The 23,179-nt window shown below is 73.7% G+C and carries 16 protein-coding genes and 2 pseudogenes; 7 read left to right on the top strand and 11 right to left on the bottom strand.

Features of this window, described 5'->3' with window-relative positions; translation table 11 throughout:
- Window positions 1-15 precede the first annotated feature (15 nt).
- Both ACLQ2V_RS13690 and ACLQ2V_RS13685 read left to right on the top strand, forming a co-directional pair.
- Window positions 16-1,347 (top strand): DUF58 domain-containing protein, encoded by a 1,332-nt coding sequence (locus ACLQ2V_RS13690; RefSeq protein WP_425718803.1) that lies wholly within the window; start codon window positions 16-18, stop codon window positions 1,345-1,347.
- The gene (locus tag ACLQ2V_RS13685; RefSeq protein WP_425718802.1) at window positions 1,341-3,644 is read left to right on the top strand and encodes a transglutaminaseTgpA domain-containing protein; all 2,304 of its coding nucleotides are present in this window, start codon (window positions 1,341-1,343) and stop codon (window positions 3,642-3,644) included. Before ACLQ2V_RS13690 ends, ACLQ2V_RS13685 begins: the two co-directional genes overlap by 7 nt.
- A gap of 43 nt (window positions 3,645-3,687) precedes the next feature.
- Here ACLQ2V_RS13685 and ACLQ2V_RS13680 read toward each other — a convergent pair whose 3' ends face one another.
- On the bottom strand, window positions 3,688-4,209 hold the full coding sequence (locus ACLQ2V_RS13680) for a hypothetical protein (protein ID WP_425718801.1): 522 nt from the start codon (window positions 4,207-4,209) through the stop codon (window positions 3,688-3,690).
- Window positions 4,210-4,543: 334 nt separating this feature from the next.
- Here ACLQ2V_RS13680 and ACLQ2V_RS13675 point away from each other — a divergent pair, with 334 nt between their 5' ends.
- Entirely contained in the window at window positions 4,544-5,611 is a 1,068-nt protein-coding gene (locus ACLQ2V_RS13675) for a DUF2855 family protein (protein ID WP_425718800.1), read from the top strand.
- A 108-nt stretch (window positions 5,612-5,719) separates the two neighbouring features.
- A pseudogene (locus ACLQ2V_RS13670) lies at window positions 5,720-6,880 on the top strand (sensor histidine kinase); the annotation flags it as partial.
- 46 nt (window positions 6,881-6,926) lie between these two features.
- Here ACLQ2V_RS13670 and ACLQ2V_RS13665 read toward each other — a convergent pair.
- The 6 genes from ACLQ2V_RS13665 to ACLQ2V_RS13640 all read right to left on the bottom strand — a co-directional run bounded on the left by ACLQ2V_RS13665 (window position 6,927) and on the right by ACLQ2V_RS13640 (window position 11,897).
- Entirely contained in the window at window positions 6,927-7,649 is a 723-nt protein-coding gene (locus tag ACLQ2V_RS13665; protein ID WP_425718799.1) for a response regulator, read from the bottom strand.
- Between the two features lie 154 nt (window positions 7,650-7,803).
- Window positions 7,804-8,595, bottom strand: coding sequence for an SDR family oxidoreductase (locus ACLQ2V_RS13660; RefSeq protein WP_425718798.1), 792 nt, complete (start codon window positions 8,593-8,595; stop codon window positions 7,804-7,806).
- A complete protein-coding gene (locus ACLQ2V_RS13655; RefSeq protein ID WP_425718846.1) occupies window positions 8,592-9,566 on the bottom strand; it encodes an LLM class F420-dependent oxidoreductase in 975 nt (324 codons plus the stop codon). The genes ACLQ2V_RS13660 and ACLQ2V_RS13655 overlap by 4 nt, the downstream gene beginning before the upstream one ends.
- Before the next feature lie 108 nt (window positions 9,567-9,674).
- Entirely contained in the window at window positions 9,675-10,391 is a 717-nt protein-coding gene (locus ACLQ2V_RS13650; protein ID WP_425718797.1) for a maleylpyruvate isomerase N-terminal domain-containing protein, read from the bottom strand.
- A gap of 142 nt (window positions 10,392-10,533) precedes the next feature.
- Window positions 10,534-11,421: a phosphatase PAP2 family protein gene (locus ACLQ2V_RS13645; protein WP_425718796.1), complete on the bottom strand. Its 888-nt coding sequence runs from the start codon at window positions 11,419-11,421 to the stop codon at window positions 10,534-10,536.
- A 53-nt stretch (window positions 11,422-11,474) separates the two neighbouring features.
- Window positions 11,475-11,897 (bottom strand): RNA-guided endonuclease InsQ/TnpB family protein, encoded by a 423-nt coding sequence (locus tag ACLQ2V_RS13640; RefSeq protein ID WP_425718795.1) that lies wholly within the window; start codon window positions 11,895-11,897, stop codon window positions 11,475-11,477.
- 3 nt (window positions 11,898-11,900) lie between these two features.
- Here ACLQ2V_RS13640 and ACLQ2V_RS13635 point away from each other — a divergent pair.
- A pseudogene (locus ACLQ2V_RS13635) lies at window positions 11,901-11,993 on the top strand (IS200/IS605 family transposase); the annotation flags it as partial.
- A 237-nt stretch (window positions 11,994-12,230) separates the two neighbouring features.
- On the top strand, window positions 12,231-12,860 hold the full coding sequence (locus tag ACLQ2V_RS13630) for a DUF3159 domain-containing protein (RefSeq protein WP_425718845.1): 630 nt from the start codon (window positions 12,231-12,233) through the stop codon (window positions 12,858-12,860).
- A gap of 297 nt (window positions 12,861-13,157) precedes the next feature.
- On the opposite strand, the gene ACLQ2V_RS13625 is transcribed toward ACLQ2V_RS13630, so the two are convergent.
- Window positions 13,158-16,055, bottom strand: coding sequence for a glycoside hydrolase family 48 protein (locus ACLQ2V_RS13625; RefSeq protein ID WP_425718844.1), 2,898 nt, complete (start codon window positions 16,053-16,055; stop codon window positions 13,158-13,160).
- Window positions 16,056-16,958: 903 nt separating this feature from the next.
- On the opposite strand from ACLQ2V_RS13625, the gene ACLQ2V_RS13620 reads away from it, so the two are divergent.
- Window positions 16,959-18,443: a GH1 family beta-glucosidase gene (locus ACLQ2V_RS13620; RefSeq protein WP_425718794.1), complete on the top strand. Its 1,485-nt coding sequence runs from the start codon at window positions 16,959-16,961 to the stop codon at window positions 18,441-18,443.
- Window positions 18,444-18,511: 68 nt separating this feature from the next.
- Here ACLQ2V_RS13620 and ACLQ2V_RS13615 read toward each other — a convergent pair whose 3' ends face one another.
- The 3 genes from ACLQ2V_RS13615 to ACLQ2V_RS13605 form a co-directional block, all read right to left on the bottom strand.
- Window positions 18,512-18,934: a roadblock/LC7 domain-containing protein gene (locus ACLQ2V_RS13615; RefSeq protein WP_425718793.1), complete on the bottom strand. Its 423-nt coding sequence runs from the start codon at window positions 18,932-18,934 to the stop codon at window positions 18,512-18,514.
- Window positions 18,931-21,576 (bottom strand): sensor histidine kinase, encoded by a 2,646-nt coding sequence (locus tag ACLQ2V_RS13610; protein ID WP_425718792.1) that lies wholly within the window; start codon window positions 21,574-21,576, stop codon window positions 18,931-18,933. The genes ACLQ2V_RS13615 and ACLQ2V_RS13610 overlap by 4 nt, the downstream gene beginning before the upstream one ends.
- A 93-nt stretch (window positions 21,577-21,669) precedes the next feature.
- Window positions 21,670-23,082 (bottom strand): FGGY family carbohydrate kinase, encoded by a 1,413-nt coding sequence (locus tag ACLQ2V_RS13605; protein ID WP_425718791.1) that lies wholly within the window; start codon window positions 23,080-23,082, stop codon window positions 21,670-21,672.
- Window positions 23,083-23,179: the final 97 nt, after the last annotated feature.

Below are 23,179 nucleotides of genomic sequence, written 5' to 3'. Positions count from 1 at the left end.
GCGGGCCACAGAGACGTGGGGATCACCGCCCGGGGCGCCGGGCTGCTCGTCGCCGCCGTGGCGCTGCTCGGCGCCGGGTTCCGGTTCGCGTACCCGGAGCTGACGCTGCTCGGCGCGGCGGCGGCCGTGGCGGTGGGGTACGCCCTGCTGGTGGCGCTCTGGCGGCCCCGGTTGGCGGTGACCCGGCACGCCGACCCGGACCGGGTATCCCGGGGGGAGCCGGCCCGGATGACGGTGACGGTGCGCAACACCGGGCGGCTGCGGGCGGCGAACCTGCTGGCCGAGGACCGCTGCGGCGAGCGGCGCGTGCCGGTGCCGGTGCTGCGGCTGCGCCCGGGGCGGGACACCACGGTCGGCTACGACGTGCCGACCGACCGGCGGGGGGTGGTGCCGGTCGGGCCGCTGCGGGTGACCCGGCGGGATCCGCTGGGGCTGGTGGCGCTGGGTCGGTCGTACGCGGGGACGGTGCCGGTGTGGGTGCACCCACGCATCCACCCGCTGACGGCGGTGCCGACCGGGGCGGGGCGCAGCCTCGACGGCCAGGTGGACGCCGTGCCGCAGGGGTCGATCACCTTCGACTCGCTGCGCCAGTACGTGGTCGGCGACGAGCTGCGCCGGGTGCACTGGCGCACCAGCGCCCGGGTGGGCGAGCTGATGGTGCGGGAGAACGTGGACACCAGCCTGCCCCGGATCGTGGTGCTGTTGGACGACCGGGCCGCCGCCCACCCCGACCCGGAGTCGTTCGAGTCGGCCTGCGAGGCGGCGGCGTCGGTGCTCGCGGCGGCGCTGCGCGCCGCCCTGCCGGTGACGTTGCTGCTGGTCGCGGCGGATCGGCCCGCCGAGGCGGAGGCGGGCACGCCGGGCGGTCGGTTCGCGGGCGCACTGCCCGGCCGGTTTGCGGGCGCACTGCGTCGCCGGCTCGCGGGCCGGCTGCCCGCCCCGATCGCGGAACGGCTGCGCGGCCCGGGTGACGCGTCGGGGACGGGTCACGCGTCGGGGCCGGGGCACGCGTCGGGGCCGGGGCAGCCGGACGAGGCCGGCAGCGGGCCGCTGGACCGGCTCGCCGCCGCGCGGCTGGCCGCCGGGGACGCCGATTCGGCGCTGCGGGCGGCGACGACCCGGCTGCGCCAGCAGCGCCTCGGCGACACGCTGGTCTTCCTCACCGGGCCCGGTGGCCGGAGCGACCTGGGGCAGTTGGGCGCGCTGCGCGGGGCGTACCCGTCGATCCTGGTCGGGGTCTTCGGGGCTGCGGAGCCGACGCCGGCCGACGCGACCGGGATGCGGGTGGTGGACGCCGCCGACGGGGCGGCGTTCGCGGCCGAGTGGGACGGGGTGCGCCGGTGGTGAGGGTGCTGCGGGCGGCGCCGCTGCCGTTGGCGCTGGTCGCGTCGGTCGCGCTGGTCGGGATGGTGCTGGGCCGGGTGTACGCCGGGAGCACGCTGGCCTGGCTGGTGGCCGGGGCGGCGGCCGGCTCGGTGCTGGTCAGCGTGGCCGCCCGGCGGCTGCGGTCCTGGCTGGTGGCGCCGCTGTCGGTGGCCGCCCTGGCGGGCTACGTGGCGTGGTCGCTGCGGCTGACCGCCGACGCGGCCGGGCTGCCGGGGTCGCTGGCCGAGGTGTCGGCGGACGCGGCGCGCAACGCCATCCCCCGGCTGTTGACGGCGATGATCCCGGTCGAGCCGACCCCGGACACGGTGCTGGTGCCGCTGGTCGCGGCGTGGTTGGCCGGGTTGGCGGCGGCGGAGGTGGCGCTGCGGGCCGGCCGGGTGCTGCTGGGTTTCGTCGCCCCGGCGCTGCTCTACGCCGGGGCGGTGTACGTGGTCGGGCCGAACGCCGACCCGGCGGTCTGGCCGACGGTGGCGTTCGCGGCGGTCGTCGCGGTCGGGCTGGCGGTGCCCGCCAAGGGGCCGGGTCCGTCGGCCCCGGACCCGACCGCCGGGCTCGCGCCGGGGGTGCGGGCGGCGGTGCGGGTACGTCTCGCGGCGAGCGCCGCCGCCGGGCTGGCCGTGGTGGTGGGGCTGGCCGCCCTGCTCGGCCCGGCGGTGGCCGCCCGGGTCGACGACCGGCCGGTGGACCCCCGGCGGTACGTGGAGCCACCCCGGGTGGAGTCGCTGGACGAGAACCCGCTGATCCGGATCTCCGGCTGGGCGCTGCGCCCGGAGCAGAAGCTGCTGGAGGTGACGACACAGCGTCCCGACGGCGGTGCCGGACCCGGTGACCAGGGCCGGTCGGTGCGGATCCGGCTGGCGGTGCTCAGCGACTACGACGGGGTGACCTGGCGGGTCGGGGCGACCTACCGCAACGCCGGGCGGATCCTGCCGGCGGAGGTGCCCGAGCCGGGCGCGAGGGTGCAGACGGTCCGGCAGGAGATCACCGTCGCCGAGCTGAGCGGTCGACTGCTGCCGGCGGTGGCCACCCCCCGCGAGGTCAGCGGCGCTCGGGTGGCGTACGACCCGCAGACGGGGACGCTGATCCGGCCGGAGGGGCTGACGCCGGGGCTGCGGTACACGGTCACCTCGGCGGAGCAGCGGCCGGACGACACCCTCCTCGCCATGGCCGACGTGCCGGCCGGTGCGGAGGTGGCCCGGGTGCTGCGGGTGGCCGACGGGGTGCCGGACCCGGTGCGCCGGTTGGCCGCCCAGCTCGCCGAGGAGAACGGGGCCCCGTACGCGCGGGCGGCGGCGATCGAGCAGTTCCTCGCCGAGCACTACCGGATGGTGGCGGACGCGCCGAGCGGACACGCGTACCCGAATCTGAACTTCTTCCTGTTCGGGCCGCGCAACGGCGGCGGGCAGCGCGGCACGTCGGAGCAGTTCGCGGCGGCGTTCGCGGTGCTGGGCCGGCTCACCGGGCTGCCCACCCGGGTGGTGGTCGGGTTCTCCACGGCCGGGGACGGGCCGGTCCGCGCGGCCGACGCATTCGCCTGGCCGGAGGTGTTCTTCTCGGAACTGGGTTGGGTGCCGTTCGATCCGCTGCCCCGCCCGGACGACGAGCCGCGCCCGGTGGAGGAGGACTTCCGCCCCAAGCCGGAGGATCCGCCGCCGTCGGAGGTGCCGGAGCCGACCGTCGAGCCGACCGCGACGCCGCAGCCGGTGGCCGGGCCGGCGCGGCCGGTCGCCTCCGCCGGGCCGTCGACGGCGCTGCTGGTGACGATCGGTGCGGGCGGGGCGGTGCTGCTGGTGGTGGCCGTGCTGCTCACGCTGCTGTCGTTGCGCCGGGCGCGCAGTCGGGCCCGGCTGGAGCGGGGTGACCCCGGCCAGCGGATCGCCGGCGCCTGGCGGGAGGTCACCGACGCGCTGCGGCTGGCGGGCCGGCCGGCCGGCGGCGACCTCTCCGCCTCCGAGGTCGCCGCCGACGCCCACCGGGCCGTCGCCGGCACCGGCCCCCCGTTCACCCCGGCTGCCGGCGCTGGCCCCCCACTCGCCCCGGCCACCGGGACAGAGGCCGAGGATCTCGGCGCCCGGCTTGAGGAGTTGGCCGGTCTGCTCAACCGGACGGCGTTCGCCCCGGGCACGTCCACCGCCGAGCAGGCCGAGCGGGCCGTCGCGACCGCCAACAACTACGTTGCTGCGCTGCGCGCCGGCCGCCCCTGGTGGGGCCGCCTGTTCTGGTCGGTTCGGCCCGGTCCCCTGCGCTGGCCCCGCTGAGCGCCCAACGCCCAGGGCCCGTCCAGGGCCCATCAGGGATTAGTCACCACAGCGGCGTGCCGGTGATGTTCCACGTAGCGGAACCCTTGCCATCGTTGTTGATGTCGTAGGTGATCTTCGCGTCGGCCGACCAGTGGCCCTGCCAGCTGTAGCTGATCCACGGCGTCCAGCAGACCTCATTGGGCAAGTTGGCTGGCCGCGGACCGTTGACGTACGCCTTCAGGTCGCAGGTCCACCGAGACATCACCTGGTCTGCGCTGGTCTCGGTGTCACGCCGCTCGATAGTCACTTCGATGCTGTAGGCGTCGAACCGGACACCGGCCACGGGAGGGACAAGGTCCTCGAAGTCCCAGTAATTCAATGACCTGGCGTCGGCCTTGCCGTCATCGAATGACCGGAAGCAAAGCATCACGTGGTGGACCACATCCGGTTTACCCGGCAGGGCAAACGTCTTGCTCTGCACATTTTCATTGCACCGCTGGCCGTTGTCAGCCGCTGCGGGCGAGGCGGGAACCAGGGACACGACCGCGACCGTCAAGCTGGCGGCCAGCGTGGTCAAGATCATTTTCGTCAGTCTCCTACGCACATCAGCTCCTTGTGGGGGTGGTTCGACACATTTCGGTATCGACAGGGCCGGCCCCGTACTGTCGCTACGGCGGCGGGCCGGTGACGACACTAATTTCCGGATAAACGGGGTGCGTCATCTTGGCGACTGATTCTCTTCCGCAACCACAGCGGCAACCACCTCGGGCGCCTACTGCAGTGGTTGCACGGGTCCACCCCCCAGACGCCCTTCGTTCCGGGCGCGGTCACCGCGGAGCAGGCCGTTCCAGCCGCGAGTGGGAATTTGCACTCGCAGTGCACTTGCCCCCGGGGCCCAGGCTGCTTAGCGTCGCACCATGCCTGATTCCTGGACCTTCGCCGTGACACGCGACGACCTGCGCCGGACCACGCTCGTCGAGGGCGTCACACCCACCCTGGTCGGGGGCGAGGCACTGTTGCGGGTGGACCGCGTCGGCCTCACCGCCAACAACGTCACCTACGCGGTGCTCGGCGACTCGATGCGATACTGGGAGTTCTTTCCGCCCGCCCCCCGTGGACTCGGGCCGGAGTGGGGTCTCCCGCCGCTGTGGGGCTTCGCCGAGGTGGTCGCGTCGACGGTCGCGGGGGTTCCGGTGGGGCAGCGGGTCTACGGCTACCTCCCGCCGGCCGGCCACCTCGTGGTGCGTCCGTGCCGGGTGGACGCCTCCGGGTTCCGTGACGCCAGCGAACACCGGGCCGACCTGCCCTCGCCGTACAACGGATACCGGTCGACCACGGGCGATCCGGCGTACCGGGCGGACCAGGAGGACCTGTTGGTCCTGTTCCGGCCGCTCTTCTTCACCTCGTTCATGCTCGCCGACCAGGTTGTCGACAACGACTTCTACGCGGCGACGTCCCTGGTGGTGTCGTCGGCCTCCAGCAAGACCGCGTACGCCGCCGCGTACGAACTGCACGGCCGGGGCGCGCGTCTGGTCGGGCTCACCTCGCCGGGCAACCTCGCCTTCACCCGGTCCCTCGGCTGCTACGACGAGGTCGTCTCCTACGCGGACATCGGCGCCCTCGACGTCGTGCCGACCGCCTATCTCGACCTCTCCGGTGCCCCCGCCACCCGCGCCGCCCTGCGGCGGCACCTCGGCGACCGCCTGGTGCGGGACATCGCCATCGGCCTCACCACGCAGACTCCGAACGCCGACGCCGCCGACGAGGTGTTCTTCGCCCCGGTGCAGATGCGCAAGCGGCGCCTCGACTGGGGCCGGGAAGGGCTCGATCGGCGGTTCACCGACGCGTGGCGGCGCTTCACCGGGTCAGTAGGCGGCTGGCTCGACGTCCGAATCGATGTCGGGCCCGCCGCCCTGCAACGCGCCTGGCCGGAGGTGCTAGCGGGTCGCACGCCTCCGCGCGTGGGTCAGATCATCCAGTACTGACAGTGGTGTCTCCGCGGTCGCCTACCGCACTGGTCGGGCGGCGCCACCGGCAGGGCACCGGCCCCGTCCCCGCCGCCCGCCGTCGCACCGGCTGACTACGATCGACCGATGGCACCCCGTGAGCAGCTCCGGCGACGACTGCCCGAGGCGCCCGCGATGGTGGTCGACGCCGCCGTCGCCTGCGGGATCATCGTGGTCACGGCGTGGATGGGCCGCGACTACCAGATGCCCGGGTTCCGCGAGTTCGACGGCACCGCCCTGGCCGTGACCTGCCTGGCCAACTCTCCGCTCACGCTGCGCCGCCGGGCCCCGATGGCCGTTCTACTGGCCTGCTGCGCTGGCGTCGCATGGTTCCTCGCCATGGGCTACGTGCCCAGCCTGAACCTCTTCGGACCCCTGCTCGCGATGTACACCGTGGCGGCTACCCGCCCCATCGGCAAGATCCTGCCGGGGGCTGCCGCCACCGCCGCAGTGGTCCTCTACAGCGGCGTGGTGGTCGGGGTCTACACGCCGTGGGCGGCGCTCGCCCAAGCGGTCGTGGCGACCATGGTGGCCTGGCTCTTCGGCGCTGGGGCCCGACGGCTGGCCGACCGCAACAGGCAGCTGATCGCCCTGGCCGAGGAACTCCGCCAGGAACGCGAGGCTCGGGCCCACAGCGCGGTCGTGGCGGAGCGGGTCCGGATCGCCCGCGAGCTGCACGACGTGGTCGCCCACCACATGTCGGTCATCTCGGTGCAGGCCGGCCTCGCCCGGTACGTGCTTACCACCGATACGACGACGGTGGGTACGGCGCTGGACACCATCGCCGGCAGCAGCCACGAGGCGTTGGAGGAAATGCGCCGGATGCTCGCCCTGCTTCGGGTCTCCGACACCGATGTGTGCGACGAAACCAGCGCCCACGACCCCGCACCGGGGCTGGGCCGGCTCGGCGATTTGGTCGAGCGGGTCAGGGCCGCCGGCATCGAGGTCGGGGTGACGGTCGCCGGGTCACCCCGCCCCCTCCCGCCAGGGGTCGACCTCTGCGCCTACCGGGTGGTGCAGGAGTCCCTGACGAACGTCCTCAAGCACGCGCACGGTGCCCAGGTGTACGTGACGCTCGACTACGGCCAACCGGGGAAGTTGGCCATTGGGATCGCCGACGACGGGCCGGGTGCTGCTGCGGGGCAGGTGAGCGGGCATGGTCTCGCCGGCATGCGCGAGCGGGCCAGAATCTACGGCGGAACCGTGCACGCCGGCACCGCCCCGGGTGGCGGCTTCGCCGTCACCCTCATCCTGCCCGTCGGAGTCGTCCCGGCCGACAGGCATGAGGTGGCTCTCACCGACCACGGTCACCGGCCTCGACCCGGCCGGCCGGGTCGCCCTGGCCGGGGCGGACCAACCCCGACTCGTACGCCAGGACCACCGCCTGCGCCCGGCTGGTCAGGTCGAGCTTCGCCATAATTCGGTTCAGGTGAGTCTTGACGGTCGCCTCGGCGATCACCAGGCGCTCGGTGATCTCCGAGTTGGTCAGGCCCGTGCCGACCAGCCGCAGCACCTCCCGCTCCCGTCCGGTGAGGACGTCGAGCTCCGGCAGCGCCCGGGGCCGCGACGCGGCGGAACCGGCGAAGGCCTCGACGAGGCGGTGGGCGACTCGGGGCGTGAAGAGCATCTCCCCGCGCGCCACGGTCGTGACGGCGGCGAGCAGGCGTTCCGGTGGGGTGTCCTTGAGCAGGAAGCCGGAAGCCCCGGCCCGGAGCGCTTCGTAGACGTACTCGTCGGTGTCGAACGTGGTCAGCACGAGGACGCGGGGCGGATCGTCGCCGCCCGCCGCGATGATCTCGCGGGTGGCCTCGACTCCGCCGACACCGGGCATCCGGAGGTCCATCAGGACCACCTGGGGCCGGGTCGCGGCAGCCACGGCCACCGCCTCGCGGCCCTCCGCAGCCTCCCCCACCACCCGGATTCCTGGTGCCGCCCGCAGCAGGGCGACCAGGCCGGCGCGGATCAGCACCTGGTCATCGACGACGAGAACCTCGACCGACGCACCGCTGTGCACCATGAGCCCCCTGCCCTTTTGGTTCGACGCCAAAAATCGGCAGGCATGAGCGTACGGCCACCGAGCTCGCCGAGGTCGGGCCAGCCGTGACGCCGACCGGCGGCGCGCTGGCCACGCGAACACGATCCGCTCGATCATGACCGCTATGCCGAAGTCCTCAGGAGCGCAGGCGGCGGACGAGCTTGCGCAGGCCGGACTGCCAGCCGTCGGGATCCTCCGCCCGGCGTCGGGCGTAGTCGGCGACCTCCGGGTGCGGCAGGATCAGGAAGCGCTCCTCGGCGAGGCCGGCGACCACGGTGTCGGCGACCTGGTCGGCGGTGAGCACCGGCCCGGACGCGGCGATCACCCGGGCAGCCAGGTGGCCGGTGGCCAGCCCCTCGCTGAGCATCGGCGTGTCCACCCCCTGCGGGCAGAGCGCGCTGATGCGGATGCCCTGGTCGCGGTAGGTGATGGAGAGCCACTCGGCGAAGCCGACGGCCGCGTGCTTGGTGGTCGCGTACGGGGCGTCGCCGACGGAGGTCAGCACGCCCGCCGCCGAGCAGGTGTGCAGCAGGTAGCCACCGCCCCGGGCCAGCATCGCCGGGAGCACCGCGCGGGCGGCGTAGACGTGGGAGAGCACGTTCACCCGCCAGAGCCGGTCCCAGCCGGCGTCGTCGACCTCCAACCCACCGGCGGAGGCGACGCCCGCGTTGGCGCAGAACAGATCGATCCGCCCGTACCGCCGCTCTGTGTCGGCGACCAGCGCGCGGACCTGCTCCTCGTCGGCCACGTCCAGCTCGACGGGGTGGGCCACCGGGCCGATGCCCTCGGCGACCGCGCGGGCCGCCGCGACGTCGAGGTCGGCCACCACCACGGCGGCGGCGCCCTCGGCGGCGAACCGGCGGGCCATGGCGGAGCCGATGCCGCCGGCCCCACCGGTGATCACCACGATCCGGTCGGTCAGGTTCACCTCGGCTCGCCTCCGCCCAGGCGCGTGATCAGGTCACCGAGCGCCGCCGCGCCGCCGGCCGCCAGCTCGGGGGTGGGGAGCAGGGCCAGCACCGGCACGTCCACACCCGCGTCGGCGTAGCGGCGCACCTGGTCGCGGCATTCCTCGGGCGATCCGTGCAGCACCAGCGCGTCGACGATCTCGTCGGGCACGGCGGCCCCCGCGCCGCGCCGGTCACCGGCCGCCCAGGCCCGCCACATCGGATCCAGCGCCTCCGCGCGCCCCAGCCAGCGGTGGAACTGCGCGTACGCGGGGACGGAGAGGTAGCTGGTGATCAGCCGGCGGCCGAGGGCGCGGGCGTGCCCGGCGTCGGAGGTCGGGCAGACGAAGAGCCGGGCCACCACCTCGAACCCGTCGCGCCGCTCGCCCAGCTCGGCCAGGACGGTCGGCACGTCGGCGGCGGCGAGCCAGTTGAGGATCACCCCGTCGGCCTCGGCGGCGGCCAACCGCAGCATCCCCGGGCGCAGCGCGGCCAGCAGCAGCGCCGGCGGCACGGCGGGCGGCCGGTCCAGGGTGAACCGGCGCACCGCGAAGGTGTCGTACGCGCCGTCGACGGTCTGCCCGGACAGCGCGGCCCGCAGGAAGCGCAGCACGTCCCGGGTGCGCTTGAACGGCTCGTCGAAGGACACGGCGTTCCAGTCCCGCACCACCACCGGCGAGGACGCGCCGATGCCGAGGGCGAACCGGCCGGGGGCGGTCTCGGCGAGCGCGGCGGCGCTCATCGCCAGCAGCCCCGGCCCCCGGGTGAAGGCGGGGGTGATGGCGGTGCCCAGGCGAAGCTCCGGTTGCCACGCCGCGGCGAGCGCCAGCGGGGTGAACGCGTCGGTCCCGTTGACCTCCGACGACCAGACGTCGGTGAAGCCCGCCCGGTGCAGGGCCGCGTAGACGGTGGCGTGCTCTGCCAACGGAATGCCGCTGAGCGGCACGGTCATGCCCCATCGGTTCGTCATCGGTCGATCCTGACGGCTGCCCGCCTCCCCGGCAAGCCCTCCAGCCCCCGGACCGGCGTCACGCCCGACCCACCGGGCCGGGCGTCGCGCTCACCCGCCGAAGGTCGGCCAGCGGATTCCGGCGGACTCGGTCACGGTCCGTTCCCGGTCGATGAGCGGCACCCGGCCGGTGGCCTTGCCGACCAGCGTCAGCCGGTCCCAGCCGAGTTCCGTCGGGACGACCCGACCACCGGTGAGCAGCGGAGCGACGGCCTCGGCCGCCGCAGGCGTCAGCCACGGCTCGCGGCCCAGGGCGGCGGCCAGGTCCAGGCCGTGCACGCCGACCTCCACCACCCGGGTCACCAGGAAGTCGGTCAGGGTCATGGCGTCGCCGTGCCGGGTGCGGACCAGGCGACCGGCGGGCTGCCGGGCCACCGCCTCGTCGGTCGAACGCCAGGCCCGGTCGAATCCGGCGGCGACCGCCGCCGGGTCGGGCAGTTCGCGGGCGGACCGGCGGGCGCTGTCGATGCGCGCCCGGTCGACCTCGGGGGCGAACTTGGCCGCGCCAAAATAGCCGGCGGCGTCCACCTCGGCGCGGGGCGGGGCCGGCGCGGCGAGCATGTCGACGAGCCGCCCCGCACCGGTGGCAACGTGCGCGACGAGGTCCCGTACGGCCCACGGTGGGCAGTCGGTCGGCCGGTCCAGGTCGGCCGGCTCGAGGCCCCGCAGGACCCCGCCCAGGGTCGCGCACTCCGCGCGAAACGCCGCCCGTATCGACACCACGATCCTCCCCCACCCAGCCACCGTCACCTTCTCACGACCGACCATCTCTCCACCCCGGCTCCGACCCAGCATCTTCGGGGAAGATGCGCGGATCTTGACCATTCGACGCGTGGGGATGCAGGGACGGGGGTGAGAGCCGGCGGTGTACGGGGAGGCGGCATGTCAGAGATCCGGGGTGGGCGAGGGCTCAGCCCTTGATGCGGGGCACCAGGCGGTGCACCATGACCAGCACCAGCGCCGCGACGATGGCCATGGTGCCGGCGATGCCGGCGGCGCTGCCGGCGTAGCCGATGAAGAGCGGGCGGCGGCCCATGCTCTCCGGGGCCAGCCGGGGCAGGTCGACCAGCCAGGACAGGGCCAGCGCCGACGCGACCACGGCGAGGGTGCCGCCCAGGCCGAGCACGATGGCGGCGACGCGATGGGCGTCGGCGCTTTCGACCTGTGCCTGTTCCCGTTGGGTCACCAGCAGCAGCAGGCCGGCCAGCGCCGCCCAGACCCCGACCACCAGGAAGGCCGCCACGGCGTCGCTCGGGCGGTGCCAGCCGGCGGAGAGGGTCGCCACGCCGGCGATGGCCGCGTACGCGGCGCCGATGAACGCGCCGAGGACCCGGACCTTGCGCGGGAGCACCAGGATCAGCGCGAGGGCCACGGAGGCCGCCACGGCGGTGTGCCCGCTGGGCAGGCTGTTGCCGGCGCCGGTCCGCTCGGGGTCGATGCCGAACTCGGGGCGGATGAGGAAGTGTTTCAGCAACTGGGTGGTGACGTTCGCGCCGGCGATCAGCAGGGTGGCGGTGATGGCCAGCGCCAACCGGCGGCGGATCAGCGCGATGAAGCCGATCACCGCGGTCGCCACCACCAGCGACAACACCGACATGGTGTTGAGGATGCGGTTGACCGGCGCGGCGACGGTGTCCTGACCGATCTGGTTGCCCGTCAGGGCGACCGTGTCGAGCCACTGGCCCAGCTCGGTGTGCAGGGCGGCACGCCACACCACGATGAAGGCGGCCGTCTGGGCCAGGGCCAGTACGACCAACCAGACTGCCGTCCAACCTCTCGCCGTCGCGCGCACCCGCACACCGTAGCGGCCTGCCCCGGAGCGTCTCCCGGTGGCCCACCGACATTCTGGCGTTAGTTTCTGACATCCTCTCCGCCCTGAAGCTGAACGACGGCGGTTCCCTCCACGCTGCGCGTGGAACACGCAACGTCCGGGTGGGTTACCGCTTCACGGCGCGGTGCCGGGACGAGTCCCGGTCTTACCTGCGCCCCACGGTCGTTGAGGTCCGCCCGTCCGGCGGCCCTGATGTTCTTCGCGGCGTTGACGTCCCGGTCGTGGTGGCTGCCGCACGGGCAACTCCACGACCGGACGTTCAGCGCCAGCTTGTCGCCGACCCGGCCGCAGTCGGAGCACATCCGGGTGGACGGGAAGAACCGGTCCACCCGGGCGAACGTGCGCCCGTACCTCGCGGCCTTGTACTCCACCATGGCGGTGAAGCTGGCCCACCCGGCGTCGTGCACGCTCTTGGCCAGCCGGGTCCGATCGAGACCGCTCACAAACTGTGGTCAGGCTCGTACTTCGCCCGCTCCCCGGGCGGGGCACCGCCGAGTATCGTGCGTCAGTACATCGAACAGCAGAACCGCCCGGCCTAAGGCACCGCTCAGGCCTTGGCGGCCCGCACAGCGCGGGCCTTCACCCCGGCCTGAAGACCGGAGCACTGGCCCACATCCCGGTAGCGGATTCACAGGAGGTTGCCGGTGACCGCCACCCCTGGGCCCGAGGGGCCGCCCACCTGTCCACCGCCGCCCACCTGTCCACCGCCGCCCGCCAGTGCGCCGCCGCCCGCCAGTGCGCCGTCGCCGACGGGCTCCCCGGAGTCGCTGGCGGATCTGCTCGGCGGCCGGCGGGGCGCGATCGACGCCACGCTGCCGCCGGTGGCGTTCGCGGTCGGCTGGTTGTCCACAGGCAACTCGCTGGTCGCCGGGGTCGCCGCCGCCGTGCTGACCGGCACCGCCGTGGCGCTATGGCGGCTGCGCCGGGGGCACCGGCCGCGCTCGGTGCTGGTCGGCCTGCTCGCGGTCTGCGTGGCCGCGCTGATCGCGCTGCGCACCGGACGGGCCACCGACTTCTTCCTGCTCCAGGTGCTCTCGAACGCGGCCAGCGCGCTGGCCTGGGTGGTCAGCATCGTGCTCCGTTGGCCGCTGCTCGGCGTGGTGGTGGGCACCGTGCTGCGCCAGCGGGGGCGGTGGCGGCGTGACCGGGCGCTGCTGCGGGCGTACTCGCGGGCGAGTTGGGTGTGGGCGGCGACGTACGTGCTGCGGGTGGCGGTCTTCGTGCCGCTCTACCTCGGCGGGCAGGTGGTGGCGCTGGTGGTGGCGCGGGTCGCGCTGACCTGGCCGCTGGTGGCGGCGGCGCTGGCGGTGAGCTGGCCGGTGATCCGCCGGTCGCTGCCCGCCGGGCACCCGGGGCTGCGACACCCGGTGACCGCGCCCGGCACCCATCATGACCAGCACGCATAAGGAGAGGCCGCCACGGGGGGAGCGGCCTCTCTGGTGACGTACGTTACTCCGTGGACGAGCGTCTCGTGATCCCTCGACTGTCACTTTTTCCGGCACGTTTTCGCGGCAAGTTCGGCTTCGGGCGGTAGGGCGGTAGGGCTCTGAGACGGTAGGGCGGGCCGACCACCGTCGACCGGTGGCCGGCCCGCCCCGGCCCGACCGTGGGGGTCGGGCCGTCCGCCGGCCGGGCTCTGACGTTCCCCCGGGCCCGGCCGGGCTCCGGGTGGGCGGGCCGCGCCGCCCACCCGGAGGATCGGGTCACCCGTTCGGGAAGAGGTTTCCGTAGTCGGCGTACGCCATGGCTACGTCGGCCTGCGCCCAGAACCGGTGGTAGTTGAACGTCGGCTCCGCGCCGCCGTCGAGGTAGGCCTGCACCTTCGGCCAGTCGGGGTCGTTCTTGTAGAAGGACCGGATGTCGAGGAAGCTCTTGCCGGCGGCGATGGCGTCACCGTTGGGCATCTTCCCGGTCCAGCCCGGCGGGACGTAGAGCCCCTGGCCGTCGGCGGCGTTGTAGACGTCGTCGAAGCGCTTGTAGTCGCCGCGCTTCTCCGGCATCGAGACGCCCTTGGCGTCGGTCGCCGCGTAGAGCGCGTCGAGCAGGCCCTTGGCGGTGGTCTTGGCCGCCGCGTTGCCGGACTTCGCCGCGTACGCGATCAGGGTCCGGGCGTAGGCGGCGGCGACGCCGACGTCCTGGCCCTTCACGGTGACCTCGACGTGCAGGTTGGTGTTGGGCTGCGGGTCGCTCGGGTTCCAGTTGGTGGGCTGGCCGGTCCACTTCATGTCCGACGGGATGGACCAGTTGGTGCCCACGGTGGTGTTGGCGATGGCCCACGGCACCCACTTGTCGAGCAGCGCCTTGGCCTTGGCGTTGCCGGTCTGCAGGTACAGCTCGGCGATGCGCTGCATCGACCAGGCCTGCATGCCGAACCACTGGTTCGACGGCGGGTCGTTGTAGACCGGGTCGACGTCGTAGAACATGCCGTAGAAGGTGGCGGTGCCCGACGGGGGCTGGGCGTAGCTGCCGTCCCAGCTGTTGGTGGCGCCGCCGGCGATGCCACCCTCGGCGGACTGCAGCCAGGTGTAGAACTCCAGCTGCCGGTCGAAGCTCTTCTGCCAGTCCGTCACCGCGGTCGCCGACTGCGGCTTGAGCTCGGGCACGTTGGTCAGCGCCCAGGCCGCGAACGGGTTCTGGTAACCGAAGTGGTTGTGGCTGGAGCCGATGCGCCACGACCAGTTCTGGCTGGTGTCGTACGCGCCGCCCCAGGCGTAGTACCAGGACATCAGGTAGTGCGCCGAGTCCTTGCCGGTGCCGGCGGGGCAGGTGGAGGCCCCGACGCAGTTGCCGATCTTCTTGAAGTACTTGTCGAACATCGCGTACCGCAGGTAGTCACCCATCTTCGCGGCCTTGGCCACGGTGGCGGCGACGTCGGCCTGCTTGCCCTGCTCCTTGGCCCAGGTCAGGGCCCAGTACGCGGCCTGCACGGCGCGAGCGTCCGCGTCGGGGGCGTTGGTGTACTTCCACTGCTTGGCGGGGGCGCCGGAGTCCTTGACGAAGAGGTCGAGGTAGCCGTACTGGCCGCCGTGCTTGAAGGTGTCGCAGGACGGCTGCGGGATGGTCTCCCAGACCGACTCCTGGGTGCCGCGCTGGAAGGTGTTGATGTACGCCGGCTTGGTGGTGCCGTCGCCGCAGCGGCCGAAGCCGTAGGTGTTGTCGACGTCCATCAGCCAGTGCATGCCGTAGATGTCGCCGGTGCCGTAGGTGGACTGCAGCTCCGAGCGGAGCGGGTCCTGCCCCACCGGGACGCTTCCGTTGAGCGCCGAGGGGTACTGGCTGGGCAGGTTGTACTCCGCGGCGTACTGCGGGGTGCCGGCGGAGCCGGCGGTGGGCTGGTCGGCGTGCGACGGGATGATGTACTTCTCCATCACCGTCCAGGCGTTGTTGAACGGGGCCCAGTTCTGGGTGACCCGGCCGTACTGGGCCTCCAGCCACAGCCAGAAGCTGAACGCCTCGGAGGTGGTCTCGTGGCCGTGGTCGGGCGCCTCGACGATCAGCGTCTCGATCGAGTGGTAGGGCACCCCCTCGGGGCTGAAGTACCCCGAGTTCTTGATCTTGCCGTACTGGTCGAGGAAGCGCTTGATGTAGGTGTTGTCCCCGCCGGGGGCGTCGTTGTCGATCTCCGTGGCGGCGACGGCCAGGGAGGCCAGGCCGGTGCCGGTGGCGGTGATCGTGGCGGTGCCGCCGGTGGTGTCGGAGTCCTCGGCCGCGGCGACCGTGACGGTGACCCCGGTGTTCCAGTTGGCCGAGGTCAGCGTGGCCGTGGCCGGGCTGACCGTGATGTCGGTGTCACCGGTGCGGGTCAGCGTGACCGGCACGCTGGCGGTGGGGGCCGCGCTGAGCTTCAGGTTGAAGGTGGCGGTGCCGCCCTCGTTCACGCTCACGGCCGACGGGGTGGCCACCAGCTGGGGCCCGGAGGCGGCCGCGACGGTGAACGCCTTCTCGGCCACGCCGATGCCGTTGGCGTTGTCGTAGGCCTTGGCCTGGACGGTGTAGCTGCCGGCCGGCAGGTCCTCCAGGGTGTAGGCGTACGGCGCGCTGGTGTCGGTGTTGACCAGCAGGCCGTTGCGGTAGAACTCGACCTTGGCGATCGTGCCGTCGGGGTCGCTGGCGGTGGCGGTCAGCGGCACGTCCGCCGGGGCCTCGAACGGCCCGGTCGGCACGCCGAGGGAGACCGTGGGCGGCTGGTTGGAGGGGGTGCCGTTGCAGGTCACGCCGTTGAGGGTGAACGCGGTCGGCTTCGGGTTGCTGCCGGAGTAGCTGCCGTTGAAGCCGATGGTGGTCGACGCCCCGGTGCCGAGGTTGCCGTTGTACGACTCGTTGGTCGCGGTCACCTCGCTGCCGGACTGGCTGAACTTGGCCTGCCAGCCCTGGCTCACCCGCTGGGTGCTGTTGGGGAACGTCCACTTCAGCGACCAGCCGTTGATGGCGTCGCCCAGGTTCTTGATGGTGACATTGGCGGTGAAGCCGCTGCCCCAGTCGTTGGTGGCGTAGACCACGTCGCAGGCCGGTGCGGCCTGCGCGGCGCTCGCCGGCAGGGCTACCCCGCCGACGACCAACGTGGCGGCGGCGAGTAACGCCGTCCGGCGACGTCTTGCCAGGAGTCTCATGTGCGCGGTGTCTCCTCGGACCAGGCCGGGGCCGTGGGGCCCCGGCGGGGCGCCTCCACGTGCGGGTCGCACGGGGGGACGGAGGCGCTCGGAATGGTGGTCGATCCGGCCCGGTCGGGGTGCGGCGGGGCGGGCGTCGAGACCCGACGTCCGTCCTGCTGGGGTGCCGTCCGGATGGACCGGATGCCCTCGGCGACCCGCGCTCACGCGAGCTGGCTCCTCGTCGCGGTGTTCGACAGTGTGGCATGGAAGCGCTCCCACAACAAGCCGCGCCAACAGAGAAGCAGCTAGATGTTTCGATCTCGTTCGGGGTCTTTCACAAACCCGTGACGGGCGTTACAGTCGCAACATCGGCCGATGGGAGCGCTTCCATCGACGATGGTTCACAGAGTTTGTCAACCGGGGGCGTCGTGCCCGCGACGTCCCCGGTGCACCACCCCGAGGGCTGACGGCGGGCCAGCCCGGACGCCGCCGCCAGCCACCACCCACCGGCAATGGAGGGAGGTGGAACCAGAGCCACTCGCGTGGCCCGGCTCCCGCGCGACACGCACGACAGGACGCCAATTCCATCCGTGCGTGTGTGCAACCAAAGGTGGGGACGGGGGTTGCCCTCCCCCGTCCCCACACTAAACCCCCTTCCATGATGGGAAAAGAGGCCGACGGGTCAGGCGTCGCACGCCACCCGGCCGGCCTCGCTCGCTGTTGGCGCACGGCGGCGCAGCCTCACACCCCCGCCGACCGCGTCCCATCACCCCCGCCGCACCCGGCCCCGCCGGACCTTCCCGCCCCGCAGAGCCGACCGCGCCGCGGTCACGGTCGGCCGCTCCCGCCTGCCTTATGATGGGAGCGCTCCCGGCCGGTTGCGGCGGGCACCCACCACAAGGAGAACGCCCCATGTCGATGCTCACCCCGCGGCGGCCCAACAGCCACGCCGCACCCTCCGCCAGCGCCAGCGCCGCCGACGCGGGCCTGCACTCCGGCACCCCCGCGACCGTCGGCGACCCGGCCGCCGGCGGCGGGACCGGGTCGGACCCCGACACCGCGCCCACCGGCGGGTCCGAGGGTCCGCTGCGCTTCCCCGCCGGCTTCGGCTGGGGCGCGGCCACCTCGGCGTACCAGGTCGAGGGCGGCGCCAAGGAGGACGGCCGGGGCGAATCGGTCTGGGACACCTTCAGCCGTGCCCCCGGCCGGACCCGCAACGGCGACACCGGCGACGTGGCCGCCGACCACTACCACCGCTACGTCGAGGATCTCGACCTGATGCGCGACCTCGGGCTGCGCAGCTACCGCTTCTCCATCGCCTGGCCGCGCGTGCAGCCGGACGGCACCGGAGCCCCCAACCAGCGCGGCCTGGACTTCTACCGCCGGCTGGTCGACGGGCTGCACGAGCGGGGCATCTCCCCCATGGCCACCCTGTTCCACTGGGACCTGCCGCAGGCGTTGCAGGACGCCGGCGGGTGGGAGAACCGGGACACCGCCTACCGCTTCGCCGAGTACGCCGAGGCGGTCTTCCGCAGCCTCGGCGAGGCCGTGCCGGTCTGGCTGACCATCAACGAGCCGAAGACCGTGGTGCAGAACGGCTACCTGATGGGCCACCACGCCCCGGGCTTCCAGGACCCGCAGGCGGCGTACCTGGTCGCCCACCACCTCCAGCTGGCCCACGGCCTGGCCGTGCAGGCGCTGCGCGCCACCGGCCCGGGCCGGATCGGCCCCGCGCTCAACCTGCACCCCAGCTACCCGGCCGACGACAGCGCCGAGGCCGCCCGCGCCGCACACCTACACGACGGGTACGAGAACCGCCTCTACCTCGACTCGATCCTGCGGGGCAGCTACCCGGCCGACGTGCTCGCCGACCTCGGCGGCGACAGCCGGATGGTCCGGGGCATCGCCGACGGCGACCTGGAGATCATCTCCTCGCCCATCGACCTGCTCGCCGTGCAGTACTACACGCCGTACTACGTCACCGGCGACGGCGGCACCGTCATGCGCTGGCCCACCTCGCAGGCGGACTGGCAGCAGATCTACCCCGACGGCATGTACGACATCCTGACCCGGATCACCCGCGAGTACGGGCCGGTCCCGCTGACCGTCACCGAGAACGGCCTGCCGCAGGCCGACACCCTCTCCGCCGACGGCACCGTCGACGACGCCGGGCGGATCAGCTTCCTGCGCGACCACATGGCCGCCGCGCACCGGGCCGTCTCCGAGGGGGTGCCCCTGGAGAGCTACCACGTCTGGTCGCTGCTGGACAACTTCGAGTGGGCCGAGGGGTACGACCAGCGCTGGGGCCTGATCTACGTGGACTACCCGACCCAGCGCCGGGTGCCCAAGCGCAGCGCGCACTGGTACCGCGAGGTGATCCGGGCCAACGGCCTGTAGTCCCCCGCGTCCGGGTGCAGTTCTTGTCGTCAGGGCGGCAAGAACTGCACCCGGAGGTGACCTCGGGGTCAGCGGGGCAGCGCCTGCTGCAACTCGGCCCGCAACGCCGGGGTGAGCTTCTCGCCGGCCTGCTTGGCCAGCCGGGCCATCTCGTAGCCCACCACGCCGATGTCGGCCTCGCTGCCGGCCAGGGTGGCCAGGATCGAACCGTCGCGAATCTGCATCACCAGGAAGTAGCCGCGACCCATCTCGACGACGGTCTGCTTGACGATGTCGCCGTCGAACATCTGCGCGGCCCCGGCGGTGATGCTCATCAGCCCCGAGGTGACCGCGGAGAGCTTGTCGGCGTGGTCGCGGGGCAGGTGGTCGGAGATCGCCACCAGCAGCCCGTCGGACGACACCACGATCGCGTGCAACACGCCGGGCACCCGCTGCGCGAACCCGCTGACCAGCCAGCTCACGTCCTGGGCCTCCTGGCTCAAGGTCATCACTGTTGTCCCCCTTCGGTGGCGCCGCCCTGCGGCGGCAGGAAAATCTCGGTGGTCTCCTCCGCCTCGGCCCGGCGGACCCCGCTGTACAGCCGGGCCAGCATGCCGCCGACGGCATCCGGGTCCGGGTCGTCGCGCCGGGCCTGACGGACCGGCCGGGCGGGCGTCGTCACGGCGGAGAGCTGCGCCATCGGCACCCGCACCGGCAGGCCGCGCTCGTTGACCCCGCCGGTGACCGGCACGGCCGGCGGCGTCGGGGCCGGCGGGGCGGCGCTCGCGGCCGGAGCATCCGGCGACCACCAGACGCTGCCGGTGGGCGCGGCCTGCCGGCCGGCCGGCGCGAAGACGTCCTCCGCCCGCACCGGCACCGCCCGGGGCTGCCGCGGCGTGCCGCCGCCGCGCGGAGGCCGCCCGGCCACCGGCACATCGTCCGGGCCGAACGGCCCGGCACCGGTCACGCCCGAGGGCCCCGTGCCGGCGACGCCCCCGCGCCCGGTGCCGGTGGCCTCCGGCGCTGCCGAAGCGGGCGGTGCGGCGGCGGAGAGCTCCGGCCGGCCGGTGATGGCGACCCCCGACGGCCGGGCCCCGCCGAGCCGCGCGCTGCTGAGCATCCGCCGCGACGCCGGCAGGCCCTGCTCGGCCGTCGCGGCGGTGGTGAGCAGGGCCGCCGGGATCCGGACCAGGGCCACCAGCCCGTTCTGGCGGGGATGCAGCCGCACCTCGACCGCGTGCCGGGCGGCGAGGTGGCTGACCACGAAGAGCCCCATCCGCTCGGACGCCGCGACGTCGGCGGCCGGCGGGGCGGCCAGCACCGCGTTCGCCTCGGCCAACGCGGCCGGGGACATGCCTAGGCCCTGGTCGGTGATCTCCACCAACGCGCCGAGGCCGTCGGGCCGGACGGTGACCAGCACCATCGTGTCGGGCCGGGAGAAGGCGGTGGCGTTCTCCAGCAGCTCGGCGAAGAGGTGCACCAGGTCGCCGATGACGTGCCCGACGACGTGCAACTCCTCGGCCTGCTCGCGGTGCACCCGCTGGTATTGCTCGATCTCGGCGCTGGCGGCCAGCAGCACAGCGCCGAGCCCCACCGGCCGGTTCCACCGTCGGGTCGACTCGCTGCCGGCCAGCACCAACAGGCTCTCGTCGTTGCGCCGCATCCGGGCGGCCAGGTGGTCGAGCTTGAACAGGTTCTCCAGCTGGTCCGGGTCGCTCTCCTCGCGTTCCAGGCCGTCGAGGAGTTCGAGCTGGCGCTCCACCAACACCTGGCTGCGCCGGGCCAGGTTGACGAACATCAGGTTGACGTTGCGGCGCATCGTCGCCTGCTCCACCGCGACGCTGACCGCGCTGCGGTGCACCGCCACGAACGCCTCGGCCAGCTCACCGATCTCGTCCAACGAGCGGACCACCGCCGGAGGCACCTCGATGTCGCTGACCCCGCCGTCGACCTGCCGCAGTCGTTCCAGGGCGTCGGGCAGCTCGATCTTGGCGATCCGCAGCGCCTGGCCGCGCAGCAGCCGCAACGAGCGGGCGACGGAGCGCCCGACCAGCAGCGAGATCAGCAGGGCGACCAGCAGCACCGCGCCGATCGAGCCGACCGCCAGCAGGGTGGCCCGCAGCTGGCCGGAGCTGGCGTCGTCGGCGCGGGTCACCGCGTCGCCCAGCACGCCGGCCTCCAGCCGCCGCAGCACCTCCTGACGCTGCTCGCCGGCCGCCCACCACTGGTCGGCGGGCAGCGGCTGCGGCGCGGTGCCGCCCACGGGCAGGCTGCGCTCCTCCAGCCCGGTGGCGGCGGCGAACGCCGGGTCCGCCAACGCGTCGTCGTAGCGGCGGATCTGCTCGTCGGTGGCGGCCACCCGGAACGCACCGAGCGCGGTGAGCTGCTGGGCCCGCAGGTCGGTCAGCGCGACCTGCGCCTCGACCCCGTAGCGGCTGGCGCGGGCGGCGGCGTAGAGCTCGGCGCGGATCCGCGAGGAGAGTTCCTTGACCCGGGCCAGGTGGACGTAGCGCAGCACGGCGTCGTTGAGGGCCCGCTGGCTCGCGCCGGGCGAGGGCTGGGCGAGCAGCGTCAGCAGCGCGTCGACGGCCCGGTGGTAGTGGCTCAGGATCGTGTCGCTGGCCAGCACCGCCGGGGGCACGGCCGCCCGGATGTAGACGACCTGGTCGTACGCCTCCAACACCCGCGAGTACGCGACCCGCCAGGCGGCGTCGGTGTCGGCCAGCGGGCCGGCCGCCTGTCGCAGCTCCGCCACGGCGGTGTCACTGGCGGACTGCAACGGCTTCAGCGCGGCGGCCGAGGCGTCCCGGTCGGCCTGCCCACCGACGCGGCGCAGATCGGCCAGCTCGCCGGCGGTGCGGTCGCGCTCGCGCTGGATCTGGTGCACCGCGTCGGTGATCTCCCGGCCGATGCCGACCTCGCGGGCGAAGTCGCTCAGCGCGGTGGTGCGCCCCACCAGCCCTCGGGTCTGCACGCCGGCCAGCACCAGGAAGGCCACCGAGGGAATGACGAGCACGGTGACGAGTTTGGTCCCCATCCGCCAGTCCCGCAGCCGGAGCGGGGAACGGCGACGGTGGGGCACGACGCGGACGTCGAACCGGCGACGGCGGTTCGACTCCCCGCTCCCCGCCGGGTCGGGACCTACGCTCACCATGCCTCCTAGGTCCCTCGCGTCCGCCGCGTCGGGGAGCGGGGTCCATCAAACCAGTCAGGCCGGCCCTGTCAACGGGCCAAGCTGAGTGGTAGCTCAGGAAGGATACCGAGGAACGCGCGGACCTGACGGGGTCGGTGAGGGCGACTCGTCCGTCCGGCCGATGGTCAGCAGCTCGACGGGGTCGCTCAGCCGCCCCAGTGCCACCCGCGCCGCCCCGGTCGCGCCGATCTCCGGGTCGGGTTGGAAGCGCACCGACCGGGGCGTCAGGGCGGCGGCGAACGAGTTGCGCCACCACGCGGAAGCCGCCAGCGCTCCCCCACCCAACACCACCTCCACCGGACCTTCCAGTGTCGACTCCAGCTCGGCGAGGTCGTCGGCGACCAGCCCGCAGACGCTGGACATCAGGCCGGCCAGGATGTCGACCGCGCCGGTGCCGAGGCTCAGCCCGCTCAGCGCGCCCGCGCCGGCCGGGGCGTGACCGGGCGGCCGGTCCCCGCCGAAGCGGGGGTTGGCCGCCGTGCCGCCGCCCGGCGGGATGCGGGCCAGCGCGGCCTCCAGCTCGGCCCCCGCGGGGACCCGCAGCTCGCGGGAGGCCCAGGCGAAGAGGTTCCCACCGCTGGAGTAGGCGGCCCCGGTGACGATGTGGTCGTGGTCGACCCGGTAGCGCCACAGCCCGTCGGGCAGGGGCGGCAGCTCGCCGCCGGCCGGCACCCGCTGCACCAGGCGCACCGCCGCCGAGGTGCCGACGGTCACCGCCGCCCGGGAGGCGTCCACGCAGCCGGAGCCCACGTTGGACGCCGCGCCGTCGCCCACCGGCGGCGTCCAGGCCGCGTCGGCGAGCTGCGGCCAGCGGCGGGCGTGCTCCGGGCGCAGCCGGCCCCGCCAGTCGTCGCCGGCCAGCTCGGGCAGTTGCCCCGGGGTCGCGCCCGCCAGCTCGCACGCCTCGGCGTCCCAGCGCATCGTGCGCAGGTCGAGCAGCCCGGTGCCGGAGGCCTGGGACACCGACATCGGTGCGGAGTCCAGCAGCGCGTGCAGCACGTACTCCACCAGGCCGACGAAGCGGGCCGGCGGGGTCGCGCAGCGCTGCCGCAGCCAAGGCAGCCGCACCGACCAGTAGCAGCGGTGCGACCAGGTGCCGGTGCGTCGGTGGTAGGCGGAGGGGTCGGCCGGCCCGGTCGAACCCGCCATCGGCTCGGGGCGGGTGTCCAGCCAGGTCAGCACCGGCCCCATCGGCTCACCGGAGCGGTCCAGCGGCAGCACCGAGTGCCACTGGGCGGAGGCGGAGACCAGACCCACGTCGCGCAGGTGCCCGCCGGCGGCGAGCTCGTCCAGGCACTCGATCAGGCAGGCGAGGTAGGCGGGGCCGTCCAGGGTGCCGGTGCCGTCGTCGTCCACGGTGGGGTGCACCTTGCGGCGGGCCAGCGCGCCGGGCAGCGGGGCCGCGTCGGCGTCGAGCACGAGCCCGCGTACGGAGGAGGTGCCCAGGTCCAGGGCGAGGATGTTCATCGCCGAACACCGTACCCGGCGGCTCGTGCCGGGGTGGTCCCGGAACGCGGGACGCCGCCCCCGGCCGGCGGCCCGACGCGTAGGGTGGTCGCATGCT

The sequence above is a fragment of the Micromonospora sp. DT233 genome, from assembly GCF_049841815.1.
GTDB lineage: Bacteria > Actinomycetota > Actinomycetes > Mycobacteriales > Micromonosporaceae > Micromonospora.
The sequence above is the reverse complement of the archived record's forward strand: the minus strand, read 5'-3'. Positions and strand labels throughout refer to the sequence as shown.

Coding starts and splice junctions, on each gene's coding strand:
- ACLQ2V_RS13675 (WP_425718800.1), top strand. CDS start 4,544: ATGCCTGATTCCTGGACCTTCGCCGTGACACGCGACGACCTGCGCCGG.
- ACLQ2V_RS13665 (WP_425718799.1), bottom strand. CDS start 7,649: ATGGTGCACAGCGGTGCGTCGGTCGAGGTTCTCGTCGTCGATGACCAG.
- ACLQ2V_RS13610 (WP_425718792.1), bottom strand. CDS start 21,576: ATGGTGAGCGTAGGTCCCGACCCGGCGGGGAGCGGGGAGTCGAACCGC.
- ACLQ2V_RS13605 (WP_425718791.1), bottom strand. CDS start 23,082: ATGAACATCCTCGCCCTGGACCTGGGCACCTCCTCCGTACGCGGGCTC.
- ACLQ2V_RS13680 (WP_425718801.1), bottom strand. CDS start 4,209: ATGATCTTGACCACGCTGGCCGCCAGCTTGACGGTCGCGGTCGTGTCC.
- ACLQ2V_RS13650 (WP_425718797.1), bottom strand. CDS start 10,391: ATGGTCGGTCGTGAGAAGGTGACGGTGGCTGGGTGGGGGAGGATCGTG.
- ACLQ2V_RS13655 (WP_425718846.1), bottom strand. CDS start 9,566: ATGACCGTGCCGCTCAGCGGCATTCCGTTGGCAGAGCACGCCACCGTC.
- ACLQ2V_RS13620 (WP_425718794.1), top strand. CDS start 16,959: ATGTCGATGCTCACCCCGCGGCGGCCCAACAGCCACGCCGCACCCTCC.